Source organism: Parapedobacter soli (assembly GCF_025460835.1).
Lineage (GTDB): Bacteria > Bacteroidota > Bacteroidia > Sphingobacteriales > Sphingobacteriaceae > Parapedobacter > Parapedobacter soli.
In genome coordinates, this window is the sequence record NZ_JAMXAY010000078.1 from 1 (window position 1) to 15,338 (window position 15,338).

General features: G+C 48.4%; 16 protein-coding genes, 1 tRNA gene and 1 pseudogene. 8 read left to right on the forward strand and 10 right to left on the reverse strand.

From position 1 onward, the window contains the following. Positions 1 to 55: 55 nt before the first annotated feature. A pseudogene (locus NGM62_RS20255) lies at positions 56 to 271 on the forward strand (DUF4185 domain-containing protein); the annotation flags it as partial. Between the two features lie 37 nt (positions 272 to 308). On the opposite strand, the gene NGM62_RS20260 reads toward NGM62_RS20255, so the two are convergent. Further along, positions 309 to 383: transfer RNA gene (locus NGM62_RS20260), tRNA-Val, on the reverse strand. A gap of 92 nt (positions 384 to 475) precedes the next feature. On the opposite strand from NGM62_RS20260, the gene NGM62_RS20265 reads away from it, so the two are divergent. Continuing rightward, on the forward strand, positions 476 to 2,020 hold the full coding sequence (locus NGM62_RS20265; protein ID WP_262250138.1) for an acyl-CoA dehydrogenase: 1,545 nt from the start codon (positions 476 to 478) through the stop codon (positions 2,018 to 2,020). 44 nt (positions 2,021 to 2,064) lie between these two features. Here the strand turns inward: NGM62_RS20265 and NGM62_RS20270 are convergent, their stop codons facing one another. From NGM62_RS20270 to NGM62_RS20300, 7 genes are all read right to left on the reverse strand, one after another. Further along, positions 2,065 to 3,279: a DEAD/DEAH box helicase gene (locus NGM62_RS20270; protein WP_262250139.1), complete on the reverse strand. Its 1,215-nt coding sequence runs from the start codon at positions 3,277 to 3,279 to the stop codon at positions 2,065 to 2,067. A gap of 232 nt (positions 3,280 to 3,511) precedes the next feature. Continuing rightward, positions 3,512 to 4,258, reverse strand: coding sequence for a hypothetical protein (locus NGM62_RS20275; protein ID WP_262250140.1), 747 nt, complete (start codon positions 4,256 to 4,258; stop codon positions 3,512 to 3,514). A gap of 72 nt (positions 4,259 to 4,330) precedes the next feature. After that, entirely contained in the window at positions 4,331 to 4,984 is a 654-nt protein-coding gene (locus NGM62_RS20280; RefSeq protein ID WP_262250141.1) for a hypothetical protein, read from the reverse strand. 458 nt (positions 4,985 to 5,442) lie between these two features. Further along, complete coding sequence (locus NGM62_RS20285) at positions 5,443 to 6,672, reverse strand: nucleoside permease (protein WP_262250142.1); 1,230 nt, start codon at positions 6,670 to 6,672, stop codon at positions 5,443 to 5,445. 48 nt (positions 6,673 to 6,720) lie between these two features. Next, complete coding sequence (locus tag NGM62_RS20290; protein WP_262250143.1) at positions 6,721 to 7,332, reverse strand: bifunctional nuclease family protein; 612 nt, start codon at positions 7,330 to 7,332, stop codon at positions 6,721 to 6,723. Positions 7,333 to 7,387: 55 nt separating this feature from the next. Continuing rightward, the gene (locus NGM62_RS20295; protein ID WP_262250144.1) at positions 7,388 to 8,362 is read right to left on the reverse strand and encodes an electron transfer flavoprotein subunit alpha/FixB family protein; all 975 of its coding nucleotides are present in this window, start codon (positions 8,360 to 8,362) and stop codon (positions 7,388 to 7,390) included. A 33-nt stretch (positions 8,363 to 8,395) separates the two neighbouring features. Beyond that, positions 8,396 to 9,133 (reverse strand): electron transfer flavoprotein subunit beta/FixA family protein, encoded by a 738-nt coding sequence (locus tag NGM62_RS20300; protein WP_262250145.1) that lies wholly within the window; start codon positions 9,131 to 9,133, stop codon positions 8,396 to 8,398. A gap of 123 nt (positions 9,134 to 9,256) precedes the next feature. On the opposite strand from NGM62_RS20300, the gene prpB reads away from it, so the two are divergent. The 6 genes from prpB to NGM62_RS20330 all read left to right on the forward strand — a co-directional run bounded on the left by prpB (position 9,257) and on the right by NGM62_RS20330 (position 14,402). After that, on the forward strand, positions 9,257 to 10,141 hold the full coding sequence (prpB, locus tag NGM62_RS20305; RefSeq protein WP_262250146.1) for a methylisocitrate lyase: 885 nt from the start codon (positions 9,257 to 9,259) through the stop codon (positions 10,139 to 10,141). 63 nt (positions 10,142 to 10,204) lie between these two features. After that, entirely contained in the window at positions 10,205 to 11,359 is a 1,155-nt protein-coding gene (prpC, locus tag NGM62_RS20310; RefSeq protein ID WP_262250147.1) for a bifunctional 2-methylcitrate synthase/citrate synthase, read from the forward strand. Positions 11,360 to 11,429: 70 nt separating this feature from the next. After that, positions 11,430 to 12,881: a bifunctional 2-methylcitrate dehydratase/aconitate hydratase gene (locus NGM62_RS20315; protein ID WP_262250148.1), complete on the forward strand. Its 1,452-nt coding sequence runs from the start codon at positions 11,430 to 11,432 to the stop codon at positions 12,879 to 12,881. 38 nt (positions 12,882 to 12,919) lie between these two features. Then, the gene (locus NGM62_RS20320) at positions 12,920 to 13,618 is read left to right on the forward strand and encodes an RluA family pseudouridine synthase (protein ID WP_262250149.1); all 699 of its coding nucleotides are present in this window, start codon (positions 12,920 to 12,922) and stop codon (positions 13,616 to 13,618) included. Between the two features lie 71 nt (positions 13,619 to 13,689). Then, the gene (locus tag NGM62_RS20325) at positions 13,690 to 13,968 is read left to right on the forward strand and encodes a hypothetical protein (protein ID WP_262250150.1); all 279 of its coding nucleotides are present in this window, start codon (positions 13,690 to 13,692) and stop codon (positions 13,966 to 13,968) included. 8 nt (positions 13,969 to 13,976) lie between these two features. Further along, on the forward strand, positions 13,977 to 14,402 hold the full coding sequence (locus NGM62_RS20330; protein WP_262250151.1) for a DUF983 domain-containing protein: 426 nt from the start codon (positions 13,977 to 13,979) through the stop codon (positions 14,400 to 14,402). On the opposite strand, the gene rfbC is transcribed toward NGM62_RS20330, so the two are convergent. Both rfbC and NGM62_RS20340 read right to left on the reverse strand, forming a co-directional pair. Further along, the gene (gene rfbC / locus NGM62_RS20335) at positions 14,386 to 14,934 is read right to left on the reverse strand and encodes a dTDP-4-dehydrorhamnose 3,5-epimerase (RefSeq protein ID WP_262250152.1); all 549 of its coding nucleotides are present in this window, start codon (positions 14,932 to 14,934) and stop codon (positions 14,386 to 14,388) included. The two genes, NGM62_RS20330 and rfbC, sit on opposite strands and share 17 nt — an antisense overlap. Positions 14,935 to 14,938: 4 nt before the next feature. Next, the gene (locus NGM62_RS20340) at positions 14,939 to 15,271 is read right to left on the reverse strand and encodes a DUF4286 family protein (protein WP_262250153.1); all 333 of its coding nucleotides are present in this window, start codon (positions 15,269 to 15,271) and stop codon (positions 14,939 to 14,941) included. Positions 15,272 to 15,338 lie beyond the last annotated feature (67 nt).

The following is a 15,338-nucleotide window of genomic DNA, read 5'->3' on the forward strand; positions in this document are numbered from 1 at the left end:
AAGAAGTTCAAACAAATATTATATCCCTATTGCATAATGTAAGTTCAATGGCGACAGGTATCAAATCGCAATGCGTACAGCCGAAGATATCAAAGGCCCATGGAGCGAACCGTATGAATTAGCTTCGGGGAGCAACTACCCACAATTGTACGGCTCCTATATCCACCCTACGTCGGCTACTGGCGATAACCTGTATTTCCTGATGTCTATGTGGCGTCCATATAATGTGTTCCTGATGAAGGCTGAATTGGCGGATATGGGAGAATACTGATAAAAAAACACCGGCCTATCAGGTCGGTGTTTCACTGTGGGAAATACAGGGCTCGAACCTGTGACCCCTACCTTGTCGAGGTAGTGCTCTGAACCAACTGAGCTAATTTCCCGAGGACGTGCTGCAAAAATAGGCTTTTTTGCGGATGGTACAAATCATTTTATCGGATAGCTTAGTCGGTTGCCCAACTATTTTCGTAGATTTGTGGAATACTCAACACACAAATATACATTGACATCATCATCCATCCATATAGATAACGAAAACCAGTTGGCTGCTTTCATACAACGTTTTAAGCAGGCACTTCAAGAGGCGTTTTACGAACAAGCAGATATCAACCAACTTAGCCTCCAACGTGGGTTGCCCGCAGCGGTGTGGACCCGTATCATGGATGAGGTGCCGCTGTCGGTAGCAATACCTAAGGAATACGGGGGGCGGGGAAGCATTGTCAAGGAGTGCTTAGCATTGCTTTCGGCAGCTTCATACGAATCGTTGCCGCTCTCGCTTACGTTTGGTATTAATATCGCTTTATTCCTTGAGCCAGTATCCAAATATGCCGATGAGCAGGTAAAAGCACCGATATTCGATCGGTTCCTGACACAGCAATGCATGGGCGGACTGATGATTACCGAACCCGATTACGGGAGTGATGCGCTGAATATGCGTACATCATACCGGCAGGTGGACGGTCATTATCATATCACCGGTACCAAGCACTGGCAGGGGCTTACTGGTCAGGCCGATTTCTGGCTGGTTACTGCGCGGGGCCTGTTGCCTAACGGGGAATTAGCTCGGGATATCGATTTTTTTATCAGCGATAATTCCATCCCGGCACAGCGGATCAAGGTAGAGCGGTTGTATAATAACCTCGGTCTTTATATGATCCCTTACGGGTTGAATACGATTGATATTGAGGTGCCGGCCCCTCAGCGTTTGGTTGCCGAAAGCACAGGTATAAAAATGATGCTCGATGTCCTGCACCGTAGCCGGATGCAATTTCCTGGTATGGGTATGGGCTTCATCAAGCGGATGCTTGACGAAGCGATCAGCCATTGCAGCCAGCGGATGGTCGGAAGCAGCAACCTTTTGGCGCTGGATTCCGTGCAGTTCCAATTGTCACAGATCCAGTCAGCATATACTATTTGTTCGGCTATGTGTCATCGAAGCAGCCATATCAGTGGTATAACCCACAATTTAGCGATGGAGGGAATCGAGGCTAATGCGATGAAGGCATTGGTAACCGATCTCATGCAGAAGTCTGCACAACTCTGCTTGCAGGTATCGGGTGCAAATGGCTACAAGATCAGTCATATTGCTGGGCGGGGTATTGTAGATAGCAGGCCATTCCAGATTTTTGAGGGATCGAACGAAATGTTGTATACTCAGATTGCTGAGATGATACTGAAGAAGATGCGAAAAAGTAAGGAGGCTAATCTCTTTGCTTTCTTATCGGCATACGAGCTGACGCGGGATGCGTCGGTAGTTTTTAAAGACACGCTTGATTTTGTGCCGGGAGAAGGGCTAATCCAAAGGAAGTTGGTAGACCTGGGGAAAATCATCAGCCGCGTCATCTCTGCAAACTACGTGTTGGCTATTGCCAATGAAGGTTACCGGGATGATTTGGTTAAGGGAAGCATCGAGCACTTGCGCAGAGATATTACGCACCTTGTGTCTAATCTGTACTTAGATAATCGGGTGAAAGTTATTGACGACTATATAGCGGGAAGCGACTGGCTGTCGTTTACCTAAATCTTGTTAATTTTTTTTCCTTGGATACCACTGCTTAGACTGTCTTAAATGGCAGCACGATAGCGTTGTTGTGGTCGATTACGTTTTTTGCTCCGTTTCTTACTCGGGTTGGCTGATGCCGGTTGTGCTTGTTTCGGCTTGTATTCGTACTCTGCGAGATTCTCCGGCACATAAGGGTGGTTGGTTACCATTGGCAGCTGTTGCTTGATTAGCTTACAGATATCCCACAGGTATTCGCGTTCCTCGACGTCGCAGAAAGAGAAAGCTGTGCCTAGCTCACCAGCCCGGCCAGTGCGACCGATACGATGCACGTAGGTTTCTGGTTCGTTTGGCAGGTCGTAATTGATGACCAATTGCAATCGATCGATATCGATACCCCTTGCGGCGATGTCTGTGGCGACTAACACAGTTATTGTTCCAGCCTTGAATGCTTTCAGTGCTTTCTGCCGGGCTTGTTGGGACTTGTTGCCGTGGATGGCCTCCGCGCTAATGCCTACTTTCCGCAGCTTCCTGACAATTTTATCGGCTCCGTGTTTCGTACGTGAAAAAACCAATACGTTTCCCCCTTCTCCTTGGTGTACGAGGTAGGCAAGGAGGTCGATTTTGTCAGGTTTGGCGACGGGATATACCGCCTGTGTGATGGTTTCTACCGTGGAGGATACCGGGGCAACCGCGATGTGTTTCGGATTTCGGAGTATGGCGCTTGCCAGTTTTTCAATTGCTGTAGGCATGGTAGCCGAGAACAGCAGTGTCTGGCGGTCGGCAGGGACCATCGCAATAACGCGCTGGATATCTTTGATAAACCCCATGTCGAGCATGCGGTCGGCCTCATCCAAAACGAGGAAGTGAACGCTTTGCAGTGAGAGTGCGCGTTGGTTGATCAGGTCAAGAAGCCTGCCAGGGGTAGCTACCAGTATCTCCGGACGTTTGCGCAGCTCGCTGATTTGGTTCATTACAGACACACCACCGAAGACAACGGTTTGCCGCAAATGTGTTTTACTGATATATACGGCGATGTTTTCACCGATCTGTATCGCCAGTTCACGCGTAGGAGCCAGGATTAGGGCTTTGGGTCCGCGGTAAGGTCCTTCGTTTTTCTTGGTCAGCAACTGCTCGATGATAGGCAGCGAAAAAGCAGCCGTTTTGCCAGTGCCTGTCTGTGCACATGCCAAAATATCGTGGCGCTGTAAAATGGTAGGGATGGCTTGTTCTTGTATGGGGGTGGGGGTTTCATAACCCGCAGTTTCCAAAGCCTCCATAATGGGCCTTGAAAGATTCAATGATGTAAATAGCAAAATAATGTTAACGTTAAAAATGTTGAATACATAACAACATCGTTATCCGGTCTAATATGGATATTTTGAGCGGATGGCTGCAAAGGTAGGCATAATTATTGGAATAGGTGCTTTATGATAAGCAACCACCCCCGGGCAGCGTCCTACGCCCGCCACCCGGGGAATGATTGCAGGTTGAATCGACCGATTTCAAATGCTATGCATCGTCATCGGTTTCATCGGAAGCCGGATTTTCTGCTGCCGAAGGGGCTTGTTCCGATGCTTCGTTCCCAGCTTCCGAAGCCTCTTTTTCGAGGTATTTCTCTAAAGCGAATTCCTTTATATGGTATTTGAAGATGTGTTCCCTCGCCCTGGTAGCGTATATCAGGAAAATCGTGTCCGCGATTTTTTCTAGGTATTTGAAAATCTTGGCTTGATCGTCGGCATAGTCAAATAGATCTGAAAGGGAGTATTCTTCGAAAAAAGTCTCCGATATTTCGTCCATCGTTCTATACCACTCTCTTAGTGATTTGAAGTTAAAGAATTTCTTGATGAAGATGCCGATGTCTCTCATTTCAGCGAGCTTAAGTCGTTCAAAGTTCAGGTACGCCCCATTGTATAAGGTCTCGTCATGTACCCAATGTGCATGAAGGTTGAAGGTTTGTTTATGATATGTTGCATCGGGATGGACCGTCCAATCAACTTTCCTGTGTGATAGCACATAGAGAAGTTCGATATGCTTTACAAGTTGCCTCCAAGAAAATAAAAGGTTGCTGATTTCTATTGGCTTCCGCTTATGTGGGGATGCATTTGAAGTGTATATTATTTCTTTGATATCTTTCTTATATCCGCTTAAAGAGCAGATTGAACGGCAAAAATCTGCTATCGCATACAATGGGTCCTTGAATTCCTTCTTCGTTAAATAACGAAAGTGCTTGTGGCTTAGTTTTCTTTTGGTTTTCATGTTGATCTGTATTACTTCAGGGTTTCGGTAATGATGATTCTAGTCGGTATATATGTTGGTTAAAGGTGCTTCCTACGCATCAATAAGCTTTTTTTTCTTAATGCCGAACCGTTTGGCGCAATGGTTTAGCATGTAGTCTTTGCCGCGTATAAGATAAGCGAGAAACATCGCTTCGCAGAGTTTATCCAAGTATTCAAAGATTTGGTATGCGTTGTCGTAGTATTCCGAAAAACTTTCATCGCCGAATATCATGCGGACCATGTCGTCTAAGGTGTCTCGCCATTCATCAAGTGTTTTGAAAGCAAAAAGGGATTTCATGAATAGACGTAGATCCCAGAATTCGGTTTTCGATAATTTATTAAACTGCATGGTTGTTCCGTCAAACATGTCTCCGTCATATACCTCTTTTGCACGGCCCATAACCCTAACCCGGTAGAGTGGGCCATCTTTGGCGAGTTTCCAGTCGGGGAAACGATGCATCAACACATATAGGAGCTCAATGTGTTTGCAGAACCGTTCGTAGAAGAAATACATATTAGCGTAATCGCTACCGACGAAACCGGTATTGCGCCCGTTGGTAGCCCTGATGAACTGGTGTGTATCTCCTACGGCATAGTCTAACGATGTTTCGCTGCAACACAACGCGACCAACGGTAATAGCGGGTTGTCAAATTCTTCCTTGGTTAAGTACTGGAACTTCCTTCTTTTTAATTTCTTGATTTTCATGGTCTAGTTTTTTATGTATTTAGGAAATAAATCTATCCCTCAAAGATAGTATCTTTTGATATTTTATGCAAATATTTTTAGCTTTTTATTTTTGGGTGTGTTCTGCATATGGAATCAAAGTGTTCGGATAGAATGGTTTTCGAAGACTTAAAATTCCACGCGGCCGGGTCCATGAAACACGCGAACAGGCCCATGTGTAATGTACTTGGGGTAAGTATGGAGTGGAACAGGACCGGGTATGTTCTACGTAGACTTGGTCGGGCGTTTCCGGAACCCGTTCTAGTGTCCCATGGACGCGGCAGATAGCGAAATCGATGAGGTCAGCGGAAAAGACGTCAAAGAAGTAAGCCAGTGGGAGCAACCAATCCCGCTATAGGGCCCATTTGTAAAACAAAGTATCAGGGTGTTTATTTTTTTCAGGCGGGTTTAAATATTATAATGCCCTATGATAAGGGAGCCTACTCGGCTTCAATTTTCCGGTCTCGGAAGACCAACAGAAAGAGGATAGCCAGTGCCAATGCATATCCGGCGAACGTGAACCAGATGCTCGGCCAATCACGGACCCCATCGCTGCTGGTAAAATGGTCGACTACCCAACCGCTACCATAACCCCCAATGATGGAACCAAAACCATTGGTCATGATGATGAACAATCCTTGGGCACTTGAACGGATTTTCGGGGCTGCAACCTTTTCTACATACAGTGAGCCCGAAACATTGAAGAAGTCGAATGCCATGCCGTATATAATCATGGAAAGTACCAGGAGGTAGAGCTTGTCTGCCGGATTCCCCAACCCAAACAACCCGAACCGCAGCACCCAAGCGATAATGCTGAACAGCATTACCTTGCGGATACCGAATCGCGTGAGAAAAAAGGGAATCAATAATATGAAGAATGTTTCAGACAGCTGTGAGATGGAGAGTAGTAGGTTTGGATGTTGTACGCCGAAAGAATCGGGGTAGGCGGTTTTGAAGTCGTTTAAAAACGGCCCTCCAAACGCATTCGTAATCTGTAAGGCGGCACCCAATAGCAGTGAAAAGAAGAAAAATAGTGCTGTGTTTTTTTTCTTGAGTAGTACAAAGGCATCCAGTCCTAGGGATGATGCCAGTGTTTTCCTGCGGGTCTCGTGGAGGTAAGGTGGCGATGGCGGAACGGTGAGTGCATAGCACGCCAAAAACAGTCCTGCACCAGCCGATACGTAAAGTTGGTTTGTACTTTGTGTCCAACCCAGGAGGTCTACCGCCCACATTGCCACGATAAATCCGACGGTGCCCCAAACCCGTATGGGTGGAAATGCTTTTATCACATCAAACTGCCTTTGTGATAGTACGTTGTAGCACACTGAATTGCATAATCCCAAAGTGGGCATATAAAAAAGGGCGTTGAGGAGCATCAAGCCATAAAATATTTCGAAGTTGGTCACTCCAGCCGCAGCAATAAGGGCCCCGGCACCGATGACGTGTGCCACCGCGTATACCCGTTCAGCATTCACCCAACGGTCGGCCACAATCCCCAATAAGCCGGGCATGAAAATCGAAGCTATTCCCATGGTCGAATACACAGAGCCGATTTGTAACCCCGAAAACCCAAGTCGCCCTCCCATGTAACTGCCGAGTGAAATGAGCCATGAACCCCATACAAAAAACTGGAGAAAGTTCATTACAATCAGTCGGCTCTTTATCGACATGGTCGCGGCTAGTTATGGTCGGTCATTCGCGTTAGGCATCCCATTCAATCAGGAAGATTTCCGACGGGTTATCTCATCCCTTATCCGCGCTGCTTTTTCATAAAGCTCATCATCCAGTGCTTTTGACAGGGTCTCCTGGAGTTGCTCATCGCTCATGGATGCAAAAGACGATTTTGCATCTTTGTTAACCATCGTTTCCGGAGTGTTAGTGCCCGACGGTTCGATGTTTTCAAGAAAGACGAAATCATTTCCTTCGATAACGATACCTGCAGAGGCGAGGATGAATTCATAGGTATATACCGGCGCCTTGAAACGTACGGCCAATGCAATTGCATCTGAAGTTCGGGCATCAATCTCAGTTTGCTTATGGCCATCATTAAAGAGGATTTTGGCATAGAAGATACCGTCCACCAAGTTGTAGATAATCACTTCGTCGATACGGATATGGTACGTTTCGGCAAAAGCCTTGAAAAGGTCGTGGGTAAGCGGGCGGCTGGGTTTCATTTTCTCTATCTCGATGGCAATAGCTTGCGCCTCGAATCCACCGATAATGATCGGCAATCGGCGTCGTCCTGTTACCTCACCAAGCACAAGGGCGTATGCACCCGACTGCGTTTGGCTGTAGGAAAGACCGACGATATCTAGTTTTATCTTCTTCATGCCTGATTGGATACAGGAATACAAAGATGCGAATTGTTATCGAAAAATCAATCTTCTAGTTGCCTTTATACGCTTTTATAGCTGCTGTGAGTTTTGGTACGACCTCGAAAGCATCGCCTACGATGCCATAATCGGCTACTTTGAAAAAAGGGGCCTCAGGGTCTTTGTTGATCACCACAATGGTTTTTGATGAGCTCACACCAGCCAAGTGTTGGATTGCACCCGAAATACCTATTGCAATATATAGATTGGGGCTAACGGCGATTCCGGTTTGGCCCACATGTTCCGAATGCGGCCGCCACCCCGCATCAGACACAGGCTTGGAACAGGCCGTAGCTGCGCCGAGTACATCGGCCAGCTCTTCAATCATCGCCCAGTTCTCAGGCCCCTTGAGGCCACGTCCGGCAGATACGACAATCTCCGCATCAGGCAGGGGCACCTTATCGGTAATGCGGATGATATCTTTGATAACGGCTGTGAAGTCGCCGGCGGGTACCTCGGGTTTGAACTCCTCCACAGCTGCGCTACCACCCGATTCGCGAACTTCAAATGCGTTAAGATTTAGTGCAATGACTTTTTTGGGGGCGGTGAGTTCAGTAATTGCAAAGGCTTTTCCCGAAAACGCAGTTTTCTTAATGTTCAGTTTGTCACCCTCAAACTGAGGAAGCTCTACCGCCCCGTCGGCAAGTGCCGCTTCCAACTTCGCTGCTACGCGTGGGGCAAGCCCCTTACCGCTGAATGTGTTGGCGATGATGACTACATTGGCATCTACATGTGTGGCCGCGGCTGCAATAACCGAAGCGTACGCTTGGTTGATAAATTGCGCGAACTGCTCCGACGATACATGGAGTACTTTGGTAGCACCGTAGTTACCTAAGGTTGCCAAATCAGCTGGGGCCACGGTGCCTATAGTCACTGCAGTGACCGAAGTACCTATCAGGTCGGCAACTGCCTTCGCGTAGGAGACTGCCTCATAGGCCGATTTTTTAAACTTTCCTTCCGTATGTTCGGTATATACTAAAACAGACATGTTGTTCTTCTTTATTTGTTAACGTATCATTGTTTATATCACCCGCGCGTTGTTATGAAGCAGGTCGACAAGCTGTTCCACATCATCGGCGCTGACCAACGTGACACTGCCCCGGGGTTCGGGCGACTCGTATTTTACGATATGCGACAACTCCGGCACAGCTGTAGGCTGGATTACTTCAAGTGGCTTAGTACGGGCGCTCATGATACCGCGCATGTTAGGTATACGTGGTTCGGCAACGCCTTCGGCAGCACCCACAACCAGGGGCAACGGTATGGAAAGGACCTCTTTGCCTCCCTCGATTTCCCGCTCCACGATGGCCCTGTCTCCCTCAATGTCGATGCGCTTAGCGATAGATACTGAAGGGATACCCAACAACTCTCCTACATAAGCAGCCACTTGGGTGCCATTGTATTCGATGGACTCGCGACCAGTCAGGATGATGTCAAAAGGATTGTTCTTGGCATACATCGCAATTTGATGCGCCACGAACCAAGCATCCCGCGGCACAGCATCAACACGCACGGCTTGGTGGGCACCGATGGCCAGTGCCTTGCGTATAGTCGCTTCGGTGGCGGCTTCACCGACGTTGATAACGACTACCTTGCCATCAGTGCCTTCGGTCAAATCAATGGCCTTAGCAAGGGCAATCTCGTCGTATGGGTTGATGATATACTGGATGCCGTTCGTATTGGGTGACGTGTGATCCGACGAAAATGTGATTTTCGAAGTGGTATCCGGGACATTACTGATACAAACTAATATATTCATGACAACTGGTTTTTCACAAAAATCGACAAACTTTTTTTATTATGCAAGCATAGTATTTTTTTAGTCGGCTTGCCCACGTCGATCGTATCCCGTATATTTACCGCAATCGTAAAATAAACCACGATGAGTGAAACAACCCCTTCTGCCGGTATGCGTTGGCGCTTGGCTATGCAGGCGGAACGACCCTTGCAAATCGCCGGGACCATCAATGCCAATCATGCCTTACTTGCTACACAAGCAGGATTCAAGGCTATCTATCTTTCGGGTGGCGGTGTAGCCGCCGGTTCCTTGGGTATCCCAGATTTGGGCATTACGCAATTGGCCGATATCTTGGTGGACGTGGAACGCATCACCAACGTGTGTGATACGCCATTGCTGGTGGATGTGGATACTGGATTCGGTCCGTCGGCATTCAATGTGTCGCGAACCGTGAAAAGCCTGATTAAAGCCGGAGCCGCAGCGATACACATAGAAGACCAAGTGGGGGCGAAGCGCTGCGGGCATAGGCCGAATAAGGAATTGGTGGGTGCTGGCGAGATGGTGGACCGATTGAAAGCTGCTGTGGATGCCCGCACCGATGGGCAATTTGCTATCGGCGCCCGTACCGATGCCCTGGCAAATGAGGGGCTAGAAGCAACCTTGGAGCGAGTGGTTGCCTATGCGGAAGCGGGTGCTGATTTTATCTTCGCTGAGGCGGTGACCGAATTAGTCCAATACCGTGCATTCGCCGAAGCGGCAAAGCTTCCCATATTGGCCAATATCACAGAGTTCGGTGTGACCCCCCTTTGGAACAAGGCCCAATTAGAAGCGGCCGGCGTAGAGTTGGTGCTTTATCCGCTATCGGCGTTCCGTGCAGCCAACAAGGCGGCATTGAATGTTTACAAGCACATACGAAAAGACGGCACCCAGAAGGAGGTAGTCGGCGCCATGCAAACCCGTGTCGAATTGTATGAGAGTATCGGTTACTACGATTACGAACGGAAATTGGATGAGCTGTATGGACGTTAGTCTTAAGTTTGATGTTAAAAAGTGAACCAATTGTGAGGTATAGCAATATAAACTAGTACATATATGAGTGATAATAACCAACATAGTGGGTTTAAGCCGAAAAAATCAGTCGCTCTATCGGGGGTAGCAGCGGGTAATACGGCACTGTGTACCGTTGGGCGTAGTGGCAACGACCTGCATTACCGAGGTTATGATATCCTTGATTTGGCAGAGGGAGCGTCTTTCGAAGAGGTCGCCCATCTTCTTATCCATGAGCGACTGCCTACCTCAATACAACTACAGGCGTACCATCGGAAGTTGAAGGGGCTCCGTGGACTGCCACAGATTGCAAAGAATGTCCTCGAGCAGATCGGAGCCGCAGCGCATCCCATGGATGTACTGCGTACTTATACTTCCGTGTTGGGTACCATTTACCCGGAGCGCGAAGACCGTAATACGGTAGGTGCGCGCGACATTGCAGATAAACTGCTGGCATCCTATGCGTCGGCACTGCTTTATTGGTATCATTATACCCATAGCGGTAAGCGTATCGACGTAGAGACGGATGATGACACGATCGGCAGCCATTTTTTGCATTTGTTGCATGGCAAATCCCCATCTCCGTCTTGGGCGCAGGCCATGGCCGTTTCGCTCAACCTCTATGCCGAGCACGAGTTCAATGCGTCCACGTTTACCGGCCGGGTTATTGCGGGCACGGGATCGGATATTTATTCCTGTATTACGGGGAGCATCGGTGCGCTCCGTGGGCCCAAACATGGAGGAGCCAACGAAGTGGCTTACGAGATTCAAAGCAGGTATACCGACGCCGAGGAAGCGGCTGCGGATATCCAGCAGCGGCTCGCACGCAAGGAGGTGATCATCGGGTTCGGCCATCCGGTATACACCGTTTCGGATCCCCGCAATGTAATTATCAAAAAAGTAGCGCAGCAGCTTTCGGAAGAAGCCGGCGATATGCGGTTATTTTCCATAGCGGAACGGCTGGAAACACTGCTTTGGGAAGAGAAGAAGATGTTTCCTAACCTCGATTGGTTTTCTGCAGTTTCCTATCATTTAATGGGTGTGCCCACTTCTTTCTTTACACCGTTGTTTGTTATTGCCCGCATTACCGGGTGGAGTGCCCACGTGATCGAGCAGCGGCAGGACGGAAAGATTATCCGTCCCAGCGCGAACTATACCGGGCCGGAACCTAGAGCATTTGTTTCATTGGTAAGTCGTTAGTCATAACCGATATAAAATCTTATGTTGCAAAATGGAGGAACTTATGACTTACGACAAAAAAAGAATATTTATGTCACATATAACTAATCCCCTTCCTGAAACAGATAAAGTCATCGTTGATATCGTTAATTACGTATTAGACTACACTATTACGAGCGAGGATGCTCTCCAAACTGCCCATTACTGCCTACTGGATACCCTTGGCTGTGGGTTCGAAGCCCTGACTTATCCGGCATGTACTAAATTGCTGGGGCCGGTTGTACCCGGTACGATTGTACCACATGGTTCCAAGGTGCCCGGCACGAACTATCAATTGGACCCTGTCCATGCGGCGTTCAATATCGGTGCGATGATCCGGTGGCTCGATTTCAACGATACGTGGCTGGCAGCTGAATGGGGCCACCCGTCCGATAACCTGGGCGGTATATTGGCGGTTGCCGATTGGTTGTCGCGCACAGCAATAGCCAACGGTAAAGCGCCGATCACTGTGCATCAAGTGTTGGATGCGATGATCCGTGCCCATGAAATACAAGGTGTTATGGCACTCGAAAACTCGTTTAACAAAGTTGGCCTCGATCATGTGCTGCTTGTAAAACTGGCGTCAACGGCCGTGGTCGGCAAGCTCTTGGGGTTGAATCGTGATGAGCTTGTGAATGCGGTGTCGTTGGCATTCGTTGATGGCCATTCTCTGCGGACTTACCGCCACGCGCCCAATACCGGTAGCCGCAAGTCATGGGCAGCCGGGGACGCAACTTCCCGTGCGGTCCGTTTGGCATTGATTGCCCGAACGGGAGAGATGGGATATCGGTCTGTGCTCACCGCAAGGACGTGGGGTTTTTACGATGTACTGTTCAAGGGAAATAACTTTACATTTCAGCGACCATATGGCTCATATGTGATGGAAAATGTACTTTTCAAGATATCATTCCCGGCTGAATTCCACGCTCAAACGGCAGTAGAGGCAGCCATGGCCCTGTACCATAAGCTGAGTGAAATGGGTAAGACCGCTGCTGATATTCAGCATATCCACATTCGCACGCATGAGGCAGCGATTCGTATCATTGACAAGAAGGGATTGTTGCATAACCCGGCAGATCGTGACCACTGTATCCAGTATATGATTGCCGTACCGTTGATCTTCGGTAGACTAACCGCTGCAGACTACGAAGATAATGTCGCGGCGGATCCCCGTATCGATGCACTTCGAGAAAAGATGGAAGTCAAAGAAGACCTCGCTTTTACCCGTGATTACCACGATCCCGAAAAGCGTTCTATTCCCAACGCACTCACGATGACGCTGACCGACGGGACAGTATTAGACGAAGTGGTGGTGGAGTATCCCATTGGCCACAAGCGGCGGCGCGGAGAAGGGATGCCGGTGTTGTTGGAAAAGTATAAAACCAACCTGGCCCGTATATTCCCAACTAAGCAGCAGCAGTTGATTTTGGAGTCGTCGTTAGACTTCAATGTGTTGGCTCGGATGCCGGTTCATGAGTTCGTAGACTTGATGGTGACCCCTTAAATCGTTACCTTTGCTGCGTAACGTGAAGATACAGGAATATGCCTATTGCCGATAACGACGTCATCTACGAGGACAATCATTTGCTTGCCGTAAACAAACGCGCGGGGTACTTGGTACAGGCCGACCCGGGCGGCGATGAGCCGCTGGAGGATATGGTAAACAAGTACCTGACCAAGAAATACAATAAGCCAAACGGTGCTTTCGTAGGGGTAATACACCGGCTCGATAGGCCTGTGAGCGGACTGATCTTATTTGCCAAAACGAGCAAAGGACTTGAACGTATGCAAAGGCTTTTTAAGGACCGCGAAATCCACAAAACCTATTGGGCGGTGGTACGTAGACCACCCGAAGAACCGAGTGGAAAGCTAGTCCATTGGCTCTCTCGTGACCGTACGCAGAATATCACCAAGGTCCACACCGAAGTCGCCCAGGGGCGGGTGTATGCGGAGCTTGACTATCAGCTGCTGGGTGAACTGGATGGATATTACCTGATAGAGGTGTATCCGCTGACAGGAAGGACACACCAAATCCGTGCGCAATTGGCATCGATGGGATGCCCCATCGTGGGCGACCATAAATATGGTTACCCCCGCGGGAGTCTACGGCGGACCATCTGTTTGCACGCCAAGCGGTTATCCTTTGTGCACCCCGTCAAAAACGAGCCTCTTGAATTGGAAGCGAAATTGCCGAAAGATGGTTTCTGGGACCGCTTTGAGGTGTTCGAAAATGACTTTTAGCTGATTTTTCGGGACCTTTATTGCTACTGGAACTGTTTGCATATCAGAGCAACTTTGTCTAAGTTTGCACTATGAATATAATGAAGCGTTTCTTAGCGATGATGGCGTTGACAGCAGTAATAGTCGCTGTAATCCCCGATCGTGCTGATGCGCAATGTGCCATGTGTTCACTCACCGCGGAAAATGCTACCCAAAACGGTAATAGCCAAGGCAAAGGACTTAATAAGGGGATTTTGTTTTTGCTCGCCATCCCCTACGTCGCCACAGTAGGGGTAGGGGTGCTTTGGTATAAGAAATACCGCAGCAAAAAAACGGTGGATATGGACGATGACCCGATCGTGCTGAATTAACTTGCCTAATGGAAGCGCATACTTCGAAGGTTAAAGCGCTCGTTGCATCAAAATGTCCTAAGTGCCGGGTAGGCCACATGTTTGTGGGGAATCCGTATGGCATAAAGAGACAGCGGATGAACGACCTGTGCCCCCACTGTGGGTTCCGGTTCGAGATTGAGCCTGGGTATTTTTATGCAGCTATGTATGTGAGTTACGGACTCTCAATGGCGCAGCTCATTATCGCCGGATTGTTCACCTACGAGCTTACTAAAAGTGATTCACCTTGGGTATATGTCGCTGTATTGTTGGTGGTCACTTTCGTTTTTGCTCCGTTCAACTATCGCTTTTCGCGGCTTATCTTGCTCTATTACCTGACGCCGAAAGTGAAGTACAATCCCAAATACGAAGATGAGCTTCCACGGGAAGACGAAATACTTAAAATGGACTTGTGATCTCTTTCAGACGGGGCAACAGCCTGTCTTTCTCCGAAATAATGAGCTCATCACCTGTGGCCGGCCATGCGATTCCCAAGTCGGGATCATCCCATCGTACGCCCAGTTCACCGCCCTTATCATAAAGGCCAGTTACTTTATAGGTAAATATCGTGTGGTCTTCGAGCGCAAGGAAACCATGGAGGAAGCCTGCAGGTATCCATAGAGAGGTGGCTTTATCCGCATCGAGCCTCATGGAGAAAGACTGACCAAAAGTGTCGGATTGTTTCCGGATGTCGACAACCACATCTAGTACGCTCCCCCGTAATACACGTACCAATTTGCCCTGGGCCTGTGGTCCCGATTGTGCATGCATACCGCGCAATACTCCCCGATGGGAGTAAGAGAGGTTGTCTTGAACAAAGGTTTCATGGAGGCCATTTGCCCGGAACACTTTTTCGTTGTAGGTTTCTATGAAATAGCCGCGATCATCGTTCCAGATCTGGGGTTCAATGACAACGAGGCCGGATAGGGGGGTAGTTATGAAATTCATATGATTAATCGTTCAGGTATTTCATCACGCTCTCGAAAAAAAATACTTTCCCAGGGTAGCGCTCGTGAAGCACCGCCTGGAATGCCGCTAGGCTAGCCGTTTGAAACACATCAATCGCCGCCCGATCTTGGCAGTGTAGCTGGAGGCAGTAGGTAATGCCTTCATTGGGAGAGTCTAATAGTTGCAAAAACGACAACTCTACTTCTTGTTCCCGATTGTCGAGCAGGTGGGTTCTAACGTCATCTCTTACGGCGTCGTGAATATCATTTTCCACAATGATGGTTACATTGTATAGATACATGGCGCGAAGATACACATTATGTCGAAAATTAATCATTCGAACCATTGGATACGCCAGGTTAAACTTACATTATGCAATAGGGATATAATATTTGTTTGAACTT

What these genes read in the sequence shown, in the direction of transcription:
- NGM62_RS20270 (WP_262250139.1), bottom strand. Translation starts at nt 3,279, where the DNA reads ATGGAGGCTTTGGAAACTGCGGGTTATGAAACCCCCACCCCCATACAA.
- NGM62_RS20275 (WP_262250140.1), bottom strand. Translation starts at nt 4,258, where the DNA reads ATGAAAACCAAAAGAAAACTAAGCCACAAGCACTTTCGTTATTTAACG.
- NGM62_RS20280 (WP_262250141.1), bottom strand. Translation starts at nt 4,984, where the DNA reads ATGAAAATCAAGAAATTAAAAAGAAGGAAGTTCCAGTACTTAACCAAG.
- NGM62_RS20285 (WP_262250142.1), bottom strand. Translation starts at nt 6,672, where the DNA reads ATGTCGATAAAGAGCCGACTGATTGTAATGAACTTTCTCCAGTTTTTT.
- NGM62_RS20290 (WP_262250143.1), bottom strand. Translation starts at nt 7,332, where the DNA reads ATGAAGAAGATAAAACTAGATATCGTCGGTCTTTCCTACAGCCAAACG.
- NGM62_RS20295 (WP_262250144.1), bottom strand. Translation starts at nt 8,362, where the DNA reads ATGTCTGTTTTAGTATATACCGAACATACGGAAGGAAAGTTTAAAAAA.
- NGM62_RS20300 (WP_262250145.1), bottom strand. Translation starts at nt 9,133, where the DNA reads ATGAATATATTAGTTTGTATCAGTAATGTCCCGGATACCACTTCGAAA.
- prpB (WP_262250146.1), top strand. Translation starts at nt 9,257, where the DNA reads ATGAGTGAAACAACCCCTTCTGCCGGTATGCGTTGGCGCTTGGCTATG.
- prpC (WP_262250147.1), top strand. Translation starts at nt 10,205, where the DNA reads ATGAGTGATAATAACCAACATAGTGGGTTTAAGCCGAAAAAATCAGTC.
- NGM62_RS20315 (WP_262250148.1), top strand. Translation starts at nt 11,430, where the DNA reads ATGTCACATATAACTAATCCCCTTCCTGAAACAGATAAAGTCATCGTT.
- NGM62_RS20320 (WP_262250149.1), top strand. Translation starts at nt 12,920, where the DNA reads ATGCCTATTGCCGATAACGACGTCATCTACGAGGACAATCATTTGCTT.
- NGM62_RS20325 (WP_262250150.1), top strand. Translation starts at nt 13,690, where the DNA reads ATGAATATAATGAAGCGTTTCTTAGCGATGATGGCGTTGACAGCAGTA.
- NGM62_RS20330 (WP_262250151.1), top strand. Translation starts at nt 13,977, where the DNA reads ATGGAAGCGCATACTTCGAAGGTTAAAGCGCTCGTTGCATCAAAATGT.
- rfbC (WP_262250152.1), bottom strand. Translation starts at nt 14,934, where the DNA reads ATGAATTTCATAACTACCCCCCTATCCGGCCTCGTTGTCATTGAACCC.
- NGM62_RS20340 (WP_262250153.1), bottom strand. Translation starts at nt 15,271, where the DNA reads ATGATTAATTTTCGACATAATGTGTATCTTCGCGCCATGTATCTATAC.